9 protein-coding genes are annotated in these 16407 nt (G+C 33.5%); 3 read left to right on the top strand and 6 right to left on the bottom strand.

Translation table 11 applies throughout. From position 1 onward, the window contains the following. Nucleotide 1: 1 nt before the first annotated feature. The 6 genes from ACJJVO_RS14485 to ACJJVO_RS14460 form a co-directional block, all read right to left on the bottom strand. A complete protein-coding gene (locus tag ACJJVO_RS14485; RefSeq protein ID WP_405575362.1) occupies nt 2-2389 on the bottom strand; it encodes a TIM-barrel domain-containing protein in 2388 nt (795 codons plus the stop codon). Between the two features lie 26 nt (nt 2390-2415). Next, nucleotides 2416-4356: a glycoside hydrolase family 13 protein gene (locus ACJJVO_RS14480; protein ID WP_405575360.1), complete on the bottom strand. Its 1941-nt coding sequence runs from the start codon at nt 4354-4356 to the stop codon at nt 2416-2418. A gap of 136 nt (nt 4357-4492) precedes the next feature. Beyond that, on the bottom strand, nt 4493-6799 hold the full coding sequence (locus ACJJVO_RS14475) for a glycoside hydrolase family 65 protein (protein WP_405575358.1): 2307 nt from the start codon (nt 6797-6799) through the stop codon (nt 4493-4495). 45 nt (nt 6800-6844) lie between these two features. Then, entirely contained in the window at nt 6845-7501 is a 657-nt protein-coding gene (pgmB, locus tag ACJJVO_RS14470; RefSeq protein ID WP_405575356.1) for a beta-phosphoglucomutase, read from the bottom strand. Nucleotides 7502-7510: 9 nt separating this feature from the next. Continuing rightward, the gene (locus ACJJVO_RS14465) at nt 7511-8881 is read right to left on the bottom strand and encodes an MFS transporter (RefSeq protein WP_405575354.1); all 1371 of its coding nucleotides are present in this window, start codon (nt 8879-8881) and stop codon (nt 7511-7513) included. Nucleotides 8882-9011: 130 nt separating this feature from the next. After that, nucleotides 9012-10058, bottom strand: coding sequence for a LacI family DNA-binding transcriptional regulator (locus ACJJVO_RS14460; RefSeq protein ID WP_405575353.1), 1047 nt, complete (start codon nt 10056-10058; stop codon nt 9012-9014). Nucleotides 10059-10330: 272 nt separating this feature from the next. Here ACJJVO_RS14460 and ACJJVO_RS14455 point away from each other — a divergent pair, with 272 nt between their 5' ends. Genes ACJJVO_RS14455 through ACJJVO_RS14445 form a run of 3 tightly spaced genes read left to right on the top strand, consistent with a single transcriptional unit; the run spans nt 10331 to nt 16396 of the window. Continuing rightward, entirely contained in the window at nt 10331-13261 is a 2931-nt protein-coding gene (locus ACJJVO_RS14455; protein WP_405575351.1) for a SusC/RagA family TonB-linked outer membrane protein, read from the top strand. 11 nt (nt 13262-13272) lie between these two features. After that, a complete protein-coding gene (locus ACJJVO_RS14450) occupies nt 13273-15195 on the top strand; it encodes a RagB/SusD family nutrient uptake outer membrane protein (protein WP_405575349.1) in 1923 nt (640 codons plus the stop codon). Nucleotides 15196-15211: 16 nt separating this feature from the next. After that, nucleotides 15212-16396 carry a SusE domain-containing protein gene (locus tag ACJJVO_RS14445; RefSeq protein ID WP_405575347.1) on the top strand — a complete coding sequence of 395 codons (1185 nt, stop codon included), beginning with the start codon at nt 15212-15214 and terminating at the stop codon, nt 16394-16396. Nucleotides 16397-16407: the final 11 nt, after the last annotated feature.

Below are 16407 nucleotides of genomic sequence, written 5' to 3'. Positions count from 1 at the left end.
ATTATTTTTTGAGTTTTACTGTAATTATCGACGTCTCTCCTGTCTTTCTTTCAATTGGAACTCTAGCTGTTTTAGTCGCTTCAGACCAATCAAAGGCAGCATGTTTGCCAACTGTAATTCGTTTTGGTTCATTTTTTAGTCCATGTATCGTTAAATAAAACAGACGCGATTTTGAACTGAAGTTTTTTCCTGATTTATCTGATATTTTGAATTCTAACACAGAACCTCTTTTTTCCATTTCAAAATTGATAATTTCATAATTTTCATCTGCAATTGTATTTGCAGATTTACCATCATCATTAAAAATTTGTCGGCTACTTGTTAATACAGATCCATCGTGGTAATAATCTATTTTATAAACTGAATCATCATATTTTTCAGTAGTTTGAATGGCATTAGAAGTCGGAATAAACGCACCTGCTCTCACATAGGTTGGAATTGAATTTTCTACCAATTTTACCGTTTTAGTTTTCCCTCCTGTTACTTTTTCATCTGTATAGAAATTGAACCAAACATTATCTTTTGGAAAATAAACGTCTTGTTCGGTTTTATTAGCTTCTAAAACTGGTGATACTAAAAAGTCATTTCCCCATAAATAGGTTTTAGAATAATCAAAAAGATCCTTATTATCAGATTCCTCGTAAAACAATGGTCGCATTAATGGTTTACCGGTTTGGTTATTTTCATAAACCAAATTGTAATTATATGGCAATAATTTATAACGCAATTCAATGGCTTCTTTAGCGAGCCCTTTTGCTTTTTCGCTTCTAAAAATAGGCTCACTAGGCACGTCTTCTTGTGCATGAGGTCTATAAATTGGGTTAAAAACGCCATACTGTAACCATCTCACATATAATTCATCATCTAAATTCGCACCTGCAAAACCGCCTAAATCACTATGCATATAAGCTAAACCTTGCATTCCCATTTGTAATGCAATTTCTGGTTGACTTTGTAATCCTCCCCAAGTTCTGTTAACATCACCAGACCATGGAATCATTCCGTAACGTTGTGATCCAGAATAGCCTGCTCGCATTAGAATGAATGGTCTTATGTTTGGAAAATCGCGCTCGTAGCCTTCAAAAACTAATCTTGCCCAATCGTGACCATATATATTATGGACTTCGTTAGCAGTACCTTTTTTATGTTCTACCCATTCTGGATGCACTTCTGGTTCGCCTAAATCTCCCCAAACTCCTGCTACTCCTTTATCAGCTAATTCCTTGTAGATATTCCAAAACCATTTTTCGCCATCAGGATTGTATATATCTATGAGTCCTGTGTTGCCAAAATAGAAATCGTATTTCGCCGGATTCCCAACAGAGTCTTTTGCCAGAATCTTTTTTTCAACCGCTTCATCCCATTTCTTAGATGTCGTTAAAATAAAAGGCTCAGTAATGGTGATTGTTTTGACTCCTTTATCATTAAGACGTTTTACCATGCCTTCAAAATCTGGAAATGCTTCTCTAAAAACTTCTAAATTTCCCATGGTACCTTTTAATTCTTTACCAAACCAATATAAATCTAGAATAATAGCATCCACCGGAATTTTTTCATCATTAAATTTAGCTATGGTTCTCTCTACTTCTTGCTGAGAATGATACCCAAAACGGCTAGAAAAATTACCTAAAGCCCAACGCGGCAGCATTGGTTGCTTACCTGTTAAATCCGTATAAACATCCATCATATCTAACCAAGAATCACCAACGATGACTTGGTAGGTTTTTCTACCCGAAATGGTTTCGTATTTTAAAGAATTATCACCTTTACTATCTAAATCTAAAAATCCAATTGGTGCATTATCAAAATGCAACATATATTGTTTTGATGATACCACAATTGGCATGGTATAATTCATTAATTCACTATGGGTTTCGTAACCATAATGAGCTCTGTTGTACAATTGTAATCGGTGACCACGACGATTCATTCCTAAAGCTCTAGCACCACCACCATACAAAACTTCGTCTATTGTAAGATTGAAATCTATAGTTTCTAAACTGTCATTTTTTACATAACCTTCTTTTTCTGAAACAATAAATTTGTCTTTGTAATAATATGAAATTTGAAAAGGGCTTTTTGTAATGGCAACGTATAAACCTTTGGTTTTTAAAACAACATCATTGCCTCTGTCGGTCATTTCAAAATACGAATTGTAAGGCTTTGCAACCACAGCATGAGATTGTGCTTTTAAGTATTCGCCTTTAGGCACAAAAGTGGTTTCAATAATATTTGAAGAATAAGGTTTGATAATATAATAGCCATCATTGACTTCAACTTTTAAATCTAAGCCCTGTTTTACTGCGCTTTTAAAAACACGGTTAGAGTTTTGCGCAGATAAAAATGCAAATGAAAAAAGGGCTAGTATAAATAAATTTATGTGTTTCATTTTAAATCTTTTGTGTCCTAGTAGCTTTATAAACTCGTAGAAAAAATTAAACTTCCCTTAGTCTTTAAATTTATACTAGTGTTCCATTTTATTTCTTCTTGATTCATTATATTTTTAAGTGTTTTTCCGTCTAATCCTAGCTCTTTAAAACGTGTTAAATCTAAGTTTTGCTCTTCTTCGTTTTTATTTATAATATGCACAACAGTTTCATTATCTGCAATGCGAGCTAAAACATAAATACCATCTTGTGGTGCAAAGTGTAACGTTTTACCATTATGTAAAGCCTCACTTGTTTTTCTATAAGTCAATATTTTTTTAAGAAATAATTGCATTTCTTTTTGTTTTGGAGAAAGTCCTTCTCCTGTAAATGCATTAATCGAATCTTCAGACCATCCACCTGGAAAATCTGTTCTTATTAACCCATGATCTCCAGGATTATTAAAATCGTCCATTAAGATTTCTGTTCCGTAATAGATTTGTGGAATTCTAGGCATCATTAATAAATAGCTCAATGCCATTTTAGTATGAATTACATTACCATTTAGTTGAGTAAAAATGCGACTCATATCATGGTTATCTGGAAACGCCATAATATTTTTTGGTGATGTATACGCGAAGTCGTTAGCTAAGCCTTCATACATTTTAACCAAACCTTTATCCCAAGATTCATTTTCATTTAAAGCGTCAACGATATTCCTTTGCATAGCAAAATCCATAGTAGAGGTTAAATTAGACTCATACTTATCATAATTTTTATGTTCTTTTTGCCAATAGCCAATTAATAATGGATTATAGCTCCATTCCTCTCCTACGATTGAGAAATTTGGATATTCTGCCATAATCGCTCCAGCCCAATGACTCATAAAATCCTTATCAGGATAAGGATAAGTATCTTGTCTAATGCCTCCTAAACCAAGTGTCTCAACCCACCAAATACTATTTTGAGTAATATAATTGGCCATAAATGGATTGCGCTGATTAAGATCTGGCATTCCAGAAACAAACCAACCATCTGTCATTTCTTTATGATCTAATTTAGAAGCATAAGGATCTTGGTTAGTGGTACGTCTGTGATTAGATGTTTTAGTTGTTTTCCAATCCCAATGGTTTTTATTGTCTTCGTATAGTTTTTGATAATTCACCCAATCATTAAATGGCAAATCCTTCATCCACCAATGTTCTAAACCACAATGATTAGCAACTTGGTCCATAATGAGTTTCATGTCTCTAGCTTCTAACTCATTTGCTAAAGTTTTATAATCTTCTAATGTTCCAAATCTTGGATCTACTTTGTAAAAATCGGTCATAGCGTAACCATGATAAGATCCACTTGGCATATCATTTTCTAATACAGGACATGGCCAAACCGCAGTAAAGCCTATATCTTCAATATAATCTAAATGGTTAGTTATGCCTTCTAAATCTCCACCATGTCTAGCATAACCATCTGTTCTATCAATACCTTGTTGAAGCAATCCTTCTACCTCATCATTTTGAGGATTAGCGTTTGCAAAACGATCTGGTGTGATTAGATAAATAGCATCGCTACTATTAAAACCAATGTAATCTTCAGCTGATTTCTCTCGTGATTTTAACTCGTAAGTTTGAATTAATTCTGAATCATCTTCAAGCTGAAATGTAATATTGAATTGTCCTGCTTTTGTGGCTTCTGAAATTTCTAAATCTAAGAAGAGATAATTAGGACTATCGGCTTTATGCGTTTCCACTAAACTAACACCAGCATAGTTGATTTTTGCAGTTGCCTTACCAATATTAGGATGCTTTACCAGTAATTGTAAGTCTTGATTTTTGAAACCAATCCACCAATGTGGTGGTTCTACTTTTTCTATATCGTTTTGGATTTCAGTTACAGATTCTGAAACTTCATTTTCTTCAGATATGGTTTCCTGACATGAAAACACCATTGCAACTAGTAGTGTAATTAGAATTAGTTTTAGTGTTTTCATTGTAATTTATTTTAAAAATGAAACAAGTTATTGTAACAATCTTAAACAAATACCTACAAGGTTTTTGAAACCTTGCAGGATATTTAATTCATGTTTTAGACCTGCTAGGTTTTAAAAACCTGCTAGGTCTTCTAAATTAGACAGTAACCATATTATTAGGACTTATAGAAACTTCTTTTCCATCCACATAAATAGTTAAACCTTTATCACCTTCGAGTTTAAATTGTGTTTCATTTTGATTAACACTTACTGTGATAATTTGATGTCTGAAATTCACTTTAAATGAATAGCCTTCCCATTGTGCAGGAATTTTTGGTTCAAACGATAAGGTATCATTCTTAATTCTCATGCCACCAAAACCTTCAACAATACTCATCCAAGTACCAGCCATTGAAGTAATGTGCAAACCTTCATGAACCTCATGATTATAATCATCTAAATCTAAACGTGATGTTCTTAAATAAAAGGTATACGCTTGGTCCATTCTGTCTAATTTAGCAGCTTGTATACTATGTACACATGGCGACAATGAACTTTCATGCACTGTAAATGGTTCGTAAAAATCGAAATGACGTTCTAATTCTTCTGTTGTAAATTGATCTTCGAAGAAATACATACCTTGAAGCGTATCTGCTTGTTTTATGTATGGCGAACGTAAGATTCTATCCCAAGACCATTTCTGATTAATTGGTCTTTGTGATTTATCTAAATCTGCAACGGTAATTAATTCTTTATCTAAAAAGCCATCTTGCTGTAAAAACACATTATGCTCTTCGGAATATGGAAAATACATATTATCCGCTACTTTTTTCCAAAGTGCTAACTCTTCATTTGTAATTTTTGTTATACCAGAAATTCTATCAAAATCATTGCTATAACCTTCTTTTACTTTTTCAATAGTTTCTAAAGTATAATCAATACACCATTTGGCGATATAGTTAGTGTACCAATTGTTGTTTACGTTATTTTCGTATTCGTTGGGTCCTGTAACTCCAAGAATCATAAACTTATTTTTATGCGTAGAGAAATTTGCTCTCTGATGCCAAAAACGCGAAATTCCAATAAGTACTTCAAGACCCATTTCTGGAATGTAACTAAAGTCTCCTGTATATCTATAGTAATTGAAAATAGCAAACGCAATAGCTCCATTTCTATGAATTTCTTCAAAGGTAATTTCCCATTCGTTATGGCATTCTTCGCCATTCATAGTTACCATTGGGTACAATGCTGCTCCATTAGTAAAGCCTAATTTCTCAGCATTTTCAATGGCTTTTGGCAAATGATTATGTCTGTAAGCTAATAATTTTCTAGCAACACTTTGATCTTTTGTTGCCATATAAAAAGGAATACAATACGCTTCGGTATCCCAATATGTACTTCCACCATATTTCTCTCCAGTAAATCCTTTAGGACCTATATTTAAAGTTTCATCTGTACCTAAATAGGTTTGGTTAAGGTGAAAAATATTAAAACGTATTCCTTGTTGTGCTTTTACATCACCTGTTATAGTAATGTCTGCCATATCCCAAATTTGAGCCCAAGCTTGTTTTTGGTCTTCTAATAATTTAGAAAAACCGGCTGATGTAGCTTTACTTAAAGTAGATTTTGCAGCATTTAGCAATTCATTTTTATTATGATCACGATCTACCGTATAACCTCCAAATTTATGAATAGAATAGGTTTCTCCTTGCTCAACGTTATAGCTATAACTGAAAGATGCTACATTAGAATCTGCCGTAAAATTTGGTTCTGTTACAACCAACTTTCCGTCTATGTAAACTTGAGATTCCATGAATGTACAGGTGTAAAAATCTGTTTTCATGGTTTTAGCCTGAATGAAGGCTTGATTATTCTCGTGACTTACATTTAAAGTATCCCAAAACTTATCATCCCAATTGGTATCTTCATTAGTAATACCTGAATCTAAATAAGGTTCAAAGGTGATTTCAGCTTTTGAATTTAGTGGCTTAATGTTGAAATTAATTGCTCCTACTTCATCTAAATCTAAACTTAAAAAACGTGTTGTTTTCACTTCAACTTCAATATCATTTTGAAGTGTAGCCACGAAACTTCTAGAGAGCCAACCTTCTTTCATGTTTAATTCTCTTCTAAAGTTTTTTATGTCTTTACAAGCGAATAAATCGAGTTGTTCACCATTAACTGAGATATTAATACCAATCCAATTTGGTGCATTTAATACTTTTGCAAAATATTCTGGATAACCGTTTTTCCACCAACCTACTCTGGTTTTATCAGGATAGTAAACTCCAGCGATGTAACTCCCTTGAAATGTTGGGCCTGAATATTTTTCTTCAAAATTGGCACGTTGTCCCATAGCACCATTTCCGATGCTAAATAAACTTTCTGATGCCTTAACCTGATTTGGATCAAATCCTTCTTCTATAATTGACCAATCGTTTGGGATAATATAATCTAGGTTCATTCTAATTTTATTTAAAAGTCTCTTTTTGAAACGTTTTACTTCTATTTAATTCTCTATAAGGGATTTTATAAAATCATCTGAGATTTCCGTAAAATCATTGAATACGTAATCTGCATGACCTAGAACATCCTTGCTTCCGATACCTATAGATATCATATTTGCAGTATTTGCAGCGGTAACACCAGCTACTGAATCTTCAAACACAATACAGTCTTTTGGTTTTATATTAATCTCTTTTGCTGCGATAAGAAATACCTCTGGATCTGGCTTTGCTTTGGTAACATCATTACCATCTACGATAGCATTAAAATCTGACATGAGGCTGACACGCTCTAAAATTGTTCTTGCATTTTTACTCGCAGAACCTAAAGAGATTGGTTGATTGTTTTCTTTTAAGGTATTTAAGACTCTTGGTACATCTGGTAAGATTTCACTCTCATCCATTTCTGCGATGTAACCTAAATACTCTTCGTTCTTTTTGCCCATGAGCTCATTGAACAATTCTTGAGAAATGGTTTTATTTCCCCAAGCCAATATTTTTTCTAAAGAACGAACACGGCTAACACCTTTAAGTTGTTCGTTTTCTTCTTCGGTAAAATCAATACCTAAACCTTTAGCTAATTTTTGCCAAGCTTTAAAGTGATATTTTGCAGTATCTACAATGACACCATCTAAATCGAATATGAATCCTTTTTTGTTCATTTTAAAATTTTATTCTGTTGGTTGATATGAGATTGCTGCTTTTTCCGTGATTAAGAAATTACACAAACCAGCGATTATTAAACTTAAGCCTGCAATAGTCATAGCATTAATAGCATCGTCTCCTAAAAGTCCGGACACAAAATTAATACCTCCAAGTGCAGCAATAATTTGAGGGATTACAATAAACATATTGAAAATCCCCATAAACATTCCCATCTTTTTGGGATCTACTGAGCTAGATAACATGGCATATGGCATGGAAAGAATACTTCCCCAAGCAATACCTATTAACATAAAACAGTATTTGAGTTGTTCAGGCGAAACGACCATCATTAATAGAAAGCCTGCTCCACCAATCCACAAGGATAACATGTGCACATATTTTCTATTGATATTTCGTTTTCTAGTATAAAACACAAATAATAAAGCAAAAGCCATTGATGACAATCCATAAACTCCCATCGCAGAACCCACTGAATTTGATGCTTTTTGAAAAGCCGTATTTTCGATATCAAATGCTTCCTTATCTGCAGCATTAGTCATATCAAAATTAGCTTCAATAGGTGCTGGTGTTTTGTAAACATGTTCTGTTAATGCAGGATTTGCCATACTCCACATGGTAAAAAAGGCAAACCAACTAAAAAATTGGATGATACCTAATTTCTTCATTGTAGAAGGCATATTTCCTATATTAGCAGTAATATCTGAAACGAACCTGTTTTTTTGAGCTTTCTCTCTCTCAAATTCTTCCATATCCTCTGGCGGATATTCGGTAGTAGTAAAAACGGTGTAAAGAATACTAATTAAGAATACAAATGCACCTATAGCAAATGCAATTTTTACAGAATCTGGCACAACGCCCAAATCTGCAGCATCGCTCACTCCCATTTCTGAGACCAACCAAGGTAAATTACTGGCTACCCAAGTTCCGATTCCAATAATTAAAGTTTGCATTACAAAACCATAGGTTCTTTGTGACTCATCTAATTTGTCTGCAACTAAAGCTCTAAAGGGCTCCATAGATACATTAATAGACGCATCAAGAATCCAAAGAAATCCGGCTGCAATCCATAAGGCTGGTGAGTAAGGCACAAAAAATAAGGCTATTGAACTTAATATGGCTCCAACTAAAAAGTAAGGTCGTCGCCTTCCCCATTTTGGACTCCATGTTCGGTCACTCATATAACCTATAATAGGTTGCACAAGCAAACCGGTCAAAGGAGCTGCTATCCACAAAAGTGGAATATCATGCTTATCTGCACCAAGTGTTTGAAATATTCGCGACATAAAGCCACCTTGTAAAGCAAAACCGAATTGAATTCCTAAAAATCCGAAACTCATGTTCCAAATTTCCCAGAATCCGAGAATACGCTTTTTCATGAAATAGTATGTTTAAATTGATACTATTCTGATAAGCTTAACTTATCAAAACTTATTGTGAGAAGTGAAAATATAAGTTTTGATTATGCGTCAAAGATATAAAAGATTTTAATACAACAATAATAAATTTCTATTTCGTAGATTCTCGCTCCACTAATTCGGTATTAATTACAACGGTTTGAAAGTGCTCTTCCTCAGTTTCAAAATCATTTTCAATTTTATCTATTAATAAGTCTGCTGCACGTTCTCCCATTAACTGCGCATGTTGACTTACAGTAGTTAAACTCGGTGTTGAATGTTTTGATAACACACCATCAGTAAAACCAATAACCTGTATGTCATTTGGCACATTTAAACCTAATCTCCTTGCTACTTTCATTGCGGATAATGCATATAATTCATTAACAGCAAATACGCCATCTATATTTTTATGAGCCTTAAAAAGTTGCTCAATCTCTGCCTCTAATTTTTCTAAATGCACCTCATAATCTAATGTATCATCCATTTTTAGGATTAATTCCGCTTGAGGTGTAATTTTATGTTCCTCTAAAGCTTCTAAATAACCTTGGGTTCTTAATCTTCCCACACTTACATAATCTTTCGTTGTGATTAAAGCAATATGTTTACATTGGTTTGATATTAGTTTTTCAACTGCATTTTTTGCACCATTAAAATCGTCTACTATTACTTTATCGCATTTAATCTCAGAAACCACACGATCAAACATTACAATAGGCATCCCTTGATTCATGGTTTCGTTATAATGATGGTAATCTTGCTGAAGCAACGTTTCTTTAGACATTGACAGAATAAAGCCATCAATACTACCATTAGCAAGCATTTCCATGTTTATAACTTCCTTAGAGAAAGACTCATTTGATAATCCTATAATAACATTATAACCTCTTTTGTTTGCTACTAACTCTACACCTCTAATTACTTTTGAGAAAAAATGATGTACTATTTCAGGAATAATAATTCCTATAGTATTTGTCTTTCTATTCTTAAGGCTTAGAGCAATATTATTAGGTCTATAGTTATAAAGCTTAGCAAATGCTTGTACTTTCTGAATCGTATCTGCACTTATTTCCTTGCTGTTTTTTAATGCTTTTGACACTGTAGAAATAGACACATCTAACTCTCTAGCAATTTGTTTTAGGGTAATTTTTCTTCTCATTTTTGAATATAAATATGTAACGAATATAGTTCAAATATCAATATTAGATTTTATTGATATCCTAATTATAGCTCTAAAAAGTATAAATCTTGTATTTTTTTCATTATTTTCCTAATAATATCATTTTTATTTAAAAGTTTTTAACACGCAAACGTTTTCGTGACTTTCGTCATATTATTTAACACTCTAAACACATTAAATTTACCTAGATTTAACCCGAGAAGTGAAAATATAAATCTAAATTAAATAAGCAATTAACTTAAAAACATTGTATGAAAACAGTTTTAAATGCTTTACTATTCTGTCTCATTATGCTACCAGCAACCTTGCTAGGGCAATCTACTGCCAAAGGTATTGTTACAGATAAAGCAAATGCCATGCCTATGCCAGGCGTAAATGTCATTATAAAAGGCACATCCAGAGGAACTATTACAGATTTCGATGGTAAATATTCACTAGAATTAAGTCAAGGTGAAATTCTAGTATTCTCTTATGTTGGTTATACCACTCAAGAAATTGAATTTACAGGTCAAGCTAGTATTGATGTCGTAATTGAAGAAGACTCTGCTCTATTAGACGAGGTCATCTTAATTGGTTATGGCTCAGTACAAAAAGAAGATGTAACGGGAGCCGTAGATTTATTAAAGGCTGAAGATTTTAACCAAGGACCTTTAGTTTCTGCTCAGCAATTAATTTCCGGTAAAATAGCAGGTGTATCTGTTACTTCTGGCAGTGGAGCACCTGGAGATGGTCAAAACATTCTTATTAGAGGTAATGGTTCTTTATCATTATCAAGTAGCCCATTAATTATTTTAGACGGTATCCCATTAGATAATGGAGGTGTAGGAGGATCGAGAAATCCGCTCAACGTAATTAGTCCCAACGACATTGAAAGTATGACTGTATTAAAAGACGCTTCTGCTACAGCAATTTATGGGTCAAGAGCAGCTAATGGTGTTATAATCATAACCTCAAAAAAAGGAAAAGACACAGATTTTAGATTTAGTGGAACATCTTCTACAACGATTCATACGGCAATAGATAGAGTTGATATCTTAAATGCCAATCAATTTAGAGAAATTGTAACAACACATCCTAATTCAGATGCTACTACAATTGGTCTTTTAGGAAATTCAAATACCAATTGGCAAGATGAAATTTACCAAACTGCATTTGGCCAAGATCATTCATTTAGTGCATTAGGTAATGCTTTTGGCGTACCTATGAGAGCTTCTTTAAGTCACTCTGATCATGACGGAACATTAATAGGCGATAATTTTCAAAGAACAACTGCTTCTCTTAATTTTTCACCTAAATTATTTGATGATCACTTAAAACTTGATATTTCTGCTAGAGGTAATTATACAGAGAATACATTTGCTAATAGAGATGCTATTGGTAGTGCTAATACATTTGACCCTACTCAGGCCATTTATGATTCAAACTCTCTTTATGGAGGTTATTTTGCATGGAGTGACTCAGCAAATGGAGGAGCTCAACCACTCTTAGCAGGCACAAACCCTTTAGCTTTATTAAACTTAAAAGATGATAGTTCTGAAGTTAGACGCTATATATTAAATTTAAAAGCGGATTATAAATTACATTTCTTTCCTGATATTACAGCAACAGTAAGTACAGGTATTGATGAATCTAACAGCAATGGTAGAACCTTAGTTTCTGAATTAATGCCAACTTCAGATCCGATTTGGAATGGATCTCGAAGCACTTACTCTAACACATCAACCAACAAGTTATTTGATGCCTATTTAACGTATAAAAAATCTTTAAACGAGATTCATAATATTACTGCAGTAGCTGGTTACTCTTACCAATCTTTTGAAAATGATAATTTTAGTTACGATAGTGAAGCAGAAGAAATAGGGACTGATTTTGAATTCATTGACAAAAATAAAGCTGTATTGCTGTCTTATTTTGGTCGTTTTAACTATGACTACGATGGTAAATATTTATTAACGGCAACGTTAAGAGCAGATGCATCATCTAAATTAAATCCAGATGATCGTTGGGGCTACTTCCCTTCTGTTGCATTTGCATGGAATATTACTAATGAAGACTTTTTAGATAGTAAAAATATAAATAACCTAAAATTACGTCTTGGTTATGGTCAAGTAGGTAATACTAATGGATTGGGAGATTACAAATTTTTAACCCGATATACAGGAAGTCAATCTTCTGCTAATTATCAATTTGGTAATAGCTTTTACCAAACTTATAGACCAGAACCTTTCAATAAAGATTTAAGATGGGAAGTTGGTAATACGTTTAATATAGGTTTAGATTACAGTTTGTTTAACCAAAGAGTTTTTGGTGCTGTCAACGTTTACAAAAAACAAACCAAAGATTTAATTGCTTTTGCATCAGTAGATCCATTAACAAATTTTGGTTCCGCTATTGAGCAGAACATTGGTGATATGGAAAATAAAGGTATTGAATTTGAATTAAATTTAGTACCTGTAAGAACGGAAGATTGGGAGTGGTCTATTGGTTACAATATAGCTATTAACGATAATGAAATCACAAAACTACCATTTGAAGAGTCTGTAGGTGGTATAAGTGGTGGTAATGGTAACAACGTACAAATACAAAGAGAAGGTGAAGCACCATACAGTTATTATGTATTTCAACAAGTATATGATACTTCCGGCAACCCAATTGAAGGTGCTTTTGTAGATAGAAACGGAGATAATGTTATTAATGATGAAGACAAGTACATTTACAAAGATCCTTATGCAGATATTATCATGGGTTTAAACACCAACGTAAGTTTTAAAAAATGGGATTTAGCTGTTGTAACGCGAGCTAATATAGGTAATTATGCATACAACGACGTATCTGCTAGTAATTCTTATTTAGATGGTGTAGTGCCATCAACTAATAATTATTTATCTAATATACATTCAAGCTATTTAGAAAACGGATTTGTAAGTCAATCTAATGAAAACACTTTTTTAAGTAGTCATTATATAGAGGAAGCTTCTTTCTTTAAAATTGATAATATCACATTAGGTTATACTTTAGATAACGCCATTAAAGATGTATCGCTAAGAATTTATGGCTCTGTACAAAATGTTGCTACTATAACAGACTATGAAGGTTTAGATCCTGAAATTACTGGAGGTATAGATAGTAATTTCTATCCAAGACCAAGATCATTTGTGTTTGGTGTTAATGTAGATTTTTAAAAAAATGAATTATGAAAAATAAAATGAAACAAATAATTTTTATTGCAGCTATCTCATTTTTCATGACTTCATGTCATGATGATTTAGATCAAGATCCAATTGATCCAGATAGTTTTACAGAACAAGATGTTTTTGCTAATGCAACAGAAGCTAAAAGTGCATTAGCTAAGCTATATGCTAGTTTAGCATTAACAGGTCAACAAGGTCCTTCAGGGCAAGCAGATATCACTGGAATTGACGAAGGGTTTTCACAGTATACACGTATGCTATTTAACTTAAACGAGTTAACTACTGACCATGCTGTTGTAGGTTGGGGTGATCCTGGCTTACCAGATTTACACGGTTTATATTGGTCTGCTGGTAATGATTTTACAGCAGCTATGTATGCTCGTTTAGCTCAGGAAGTTTCTTTTACAAATGCCTTCATTGAAAACGCATCTCAATTACCAGATGAAGAAGCACAAAACTTTATTGCTGAAGCACGTTTTTTAAGAGCATTCGCCTATTATAACCTGATTGACTTTTATGCTAATGTGCCGATAGTGACACAAATCTCTACTGACCTACCATCTCAAAGTTCTAGAACTGAACTATTTGATTTTGTTGAGTCTGAATTATTAGACATTCAAGATCTTTTATTAGATGCAAACGAATATGGACGAGTAGATAAAGTGGCTGCATGGGCTTTGCTTTCTAAATTATATTTAAATGCTGAAGTATGGACAGGTACACCTCGTTATACAGACTGTGTCATTTATTCAGAAAATGTAATGAATTCTTCTTACATTATAAATACTACAGATGCCAACGGAAATGGATCAGCTTATGATGAACTATTTTTAGCAGATAATGACACCAACGGTGCTCAAAATGAGTTTATTTTTGCATTAAACTTCGATGGTGTATTTTCTCAAACTTATGGTGGATCAACGTTTATCGTTCACGGAGCAACTGGTGGAACTATGGATCCTACAAGCTTAGGTATTAATGGTGGCTGGGGAGGCTACAGAACCACTAAAGCATTAGTTGAAAAATTTGAAACAGGAGAAATTGATCTTGCTGCATTAAATAGTAGTCTTGGTGGTACACTCTCTGATTGGGGATTAGTAGGAGATTTAAATAATTGGGGGGATCCAAATGAAGATGGCAATCCTGATGAAGATGCTGATATAGAAATGTATGAAACTGCAACAAATCAATTTAAACTATATGCTGAATTAACTGATGGATTATTGAAATTCAGATTTAACGAAGATTGGGGTAATAATTACGGAATTGGTAGTGTTGATGGCACATTAGAAGCTGGTGGAGCAAATATTGAAGTGACTGCAGGTACTTACTTAATCACTTTTGATCTAGACAACTTAACCTATAACCTTACTGAAGTTGTTGCTGAAGGAGATAAAAGAGCAATGTTTTATACTGATGGACAGAGCTTAGAAATTGAAAGTATTCCTCCATTTAATCAAGGCTATGCTGTAACCAAATTTAAAAATATAGATTCAAACGGAAACCAAGGTAGTGATGGTAGTGGCGACTTTGTTGACACAGATTTACCTATCATTCGTTTAGCTGAAATATATTTAAACTATGCCGAAGCCAACCTAAGAGGTGGTGGTGGTAGCCTAGCAACAGCTGTTGATAAAATAAATGAGTTAAGAATGAGAGCTTATGGTGGAGCATCTGGAAATATCTCTTCTGGAGATTTAAGTTTAGATTTTGTACTTGATGAACGCTCAAGAGAATTATATTGGGAAGGTCAAAGACGTACCGATTTAATTCGTTACAACTATTTCACAACTAACACTTACTTATGGCCATTTAAAGGAAACCAAGCTAATGGTACGTCAGCGAGTTCATTTAGAAATATATTTCCAATACCAACAAACACTATTTCAACTAACCCTAATTTAATTCAAAATGAAGGATATTAATAAAAAATTCAATACAATGAAAACAATAAAATTTATAGCCTTAATGCTATTGGCTGCAATTAGCTTTAATTCATGTGAGAGTGATGATAGTTTAACATACACTGCAGAACCTACGGGTGAATTAGCTTTTTCGAATTCTTTCTTATCAGAATATATTTTAACACCAGCAGCTTCTGGAAACTTAGGCGAACGTTTTATTTGGGCTGATGCCGATTTTGATGTTGAAACCGAAATTACCTATGAATTACAAAAGTCTATTACTGGTGATTTTACAGATATGGAAATTATTGGTACTACAAATTTAAATGCTTATGCTGTAACTATTGGTGACATGCTGCAATATGCTGCAGAAGCAGGTTTAGATAATGATGCTTCTACTGCAGATATTCCAAATACTGGAAGTGTTTATTTTAGATTAAGAGCTTCTATTGGTACTGATTCTACTGTTGAATTAATATCAGAAGCACAAGCTTTAACATTAGTTTTACCTGAAAGCACAGGTAACGAAGGTCCTACATGTGATTTAGACCAACTTTGGGCTGTAGGTGCTGGTTTACCAGATGCAGGTTGGGGATGGACTACACCTGTAAGTCTTCCTTGTACTGGTGATGGCATTTACTCTTGGAATGTTAATTTATTAAATGCTGAAGCCTTTAGATTCTTTACTTCTGAAGGAGATTGGAATTCTGGTCAAAATTTCCCTTACTTTATTGAGGAAGGTTATACTATAGATTCTAACTTTGAAGACGCATTAGATGGTGATAATAATTTTAGATTCTTAGGAACAACTGGCTATTACAATTTAGCTGTTAATACTGTAGATAAGACAATTACATTAAGTGATCCTCAAGCTACAGGAAACTGTGAATTTGACCAATTATGGGTTGTTGGAGCTGGTGCCGTTGATGCTGGTTGGGGATGGACATCACCTGTTCAGTTAGTTTGTACTGGTGAAGGTATTTACTCAGGTAATATTAATCTTCAAAATCTTGATGGCGCAGACAATAACTTTAGATTTTTCACAGTAGAAGGAGATTGGGATTCTGGTCAAAACTTCCCATACTATGCAGATGCTGGTTATACTTTTAGTAGCAACCTAGAAAATGCTTTAGATGGTGATAGTAACTTTGCATTTAATGGTACTACAGGATCTTACTTTATCACAATAGATACAGTAGCTCTAACTATTATTGTAGAATAATTTTATTATAA

This window comes from Winogradskyella sp. Asnod2-B02-A (assembly GCF_045063645.1).
Classification (GTDB): domain Bacteria; phylum Bacteroidota; class Bacteroidia; order Flavobacteriales; family Flavobacteriaceae; genus Winogradskyella.
This window is presented reverse-complemented; position numbering and strand designations above follow the sequence as displayed.

Excerpts from the sequence above, each read along its gene's own strand:
- ACJJVO_RS14485 (WP_405575362.1), bottom strand. The coding sequence starts at position 2,389 with ATGAAACACATAAATTTATTTATACTAGCCCTTTTTTCATTTGCATTT.
- ACJJVO_RS14480 (WP_405575360.1), bottom strand. The coding sequence starts at position 4,356 with ATGAAAACACTAAAACTAATTCTAATTACACTACTAGTTGCAATGGTG.
- ACJJVO_RS14475 (WP_405575358.1), bottom strand. The coding sequence starts at position 6,799 with ATGAACCTAGATTATATTATCCCAAACGATTGGTCAATTATAGAAGAA.
- pgmB (WP_405575356.1), bottom strand. The coding sequence starts at position 7,501 with ATGAACAAAAAAGGATTCATATTCGATTTAGATGGTGTCATTGTAGAT.
- ACJJVO_RS14465 (WP_405575354.1), bottom strand. The coding sequence starts at position 8,881 with ATGAAAAAGCGTATTCTCGGATTCTGGGAAATTTGGAACATGAGTTTC.
- ACJJVO_RS14460 (WP_405575353.1), bottom strand. The coding sequence starts at position 10,058 with ATGAGAAGAAAAATTACCCTAAAACAAATTGCTAGAGAGTTAGATGTG.
- ACJJVO_RS14455 (WP_405575351.1), top strand. The coding sequence starts at position 10,331 with ATGAAAACAGTTTTAAATGCTTTACTATTCTGTCTCATTATGCTACCA.
- ACJJVO_RS14450 (WP_405575349.1), top strand. The coding sequence starts at position 13,273 with ATGAAAAATAAAATGAAACAAATAATTTTTATTGCAGCTATCTCATTT.
- ACJJVO_RS14445 (WP_405575347.1), top strand. The coding sequence starts at position 15,212 with ATGAAAACAATAAAATTTATAGCCTTAATGCTATTGGCTGCAATTAGC.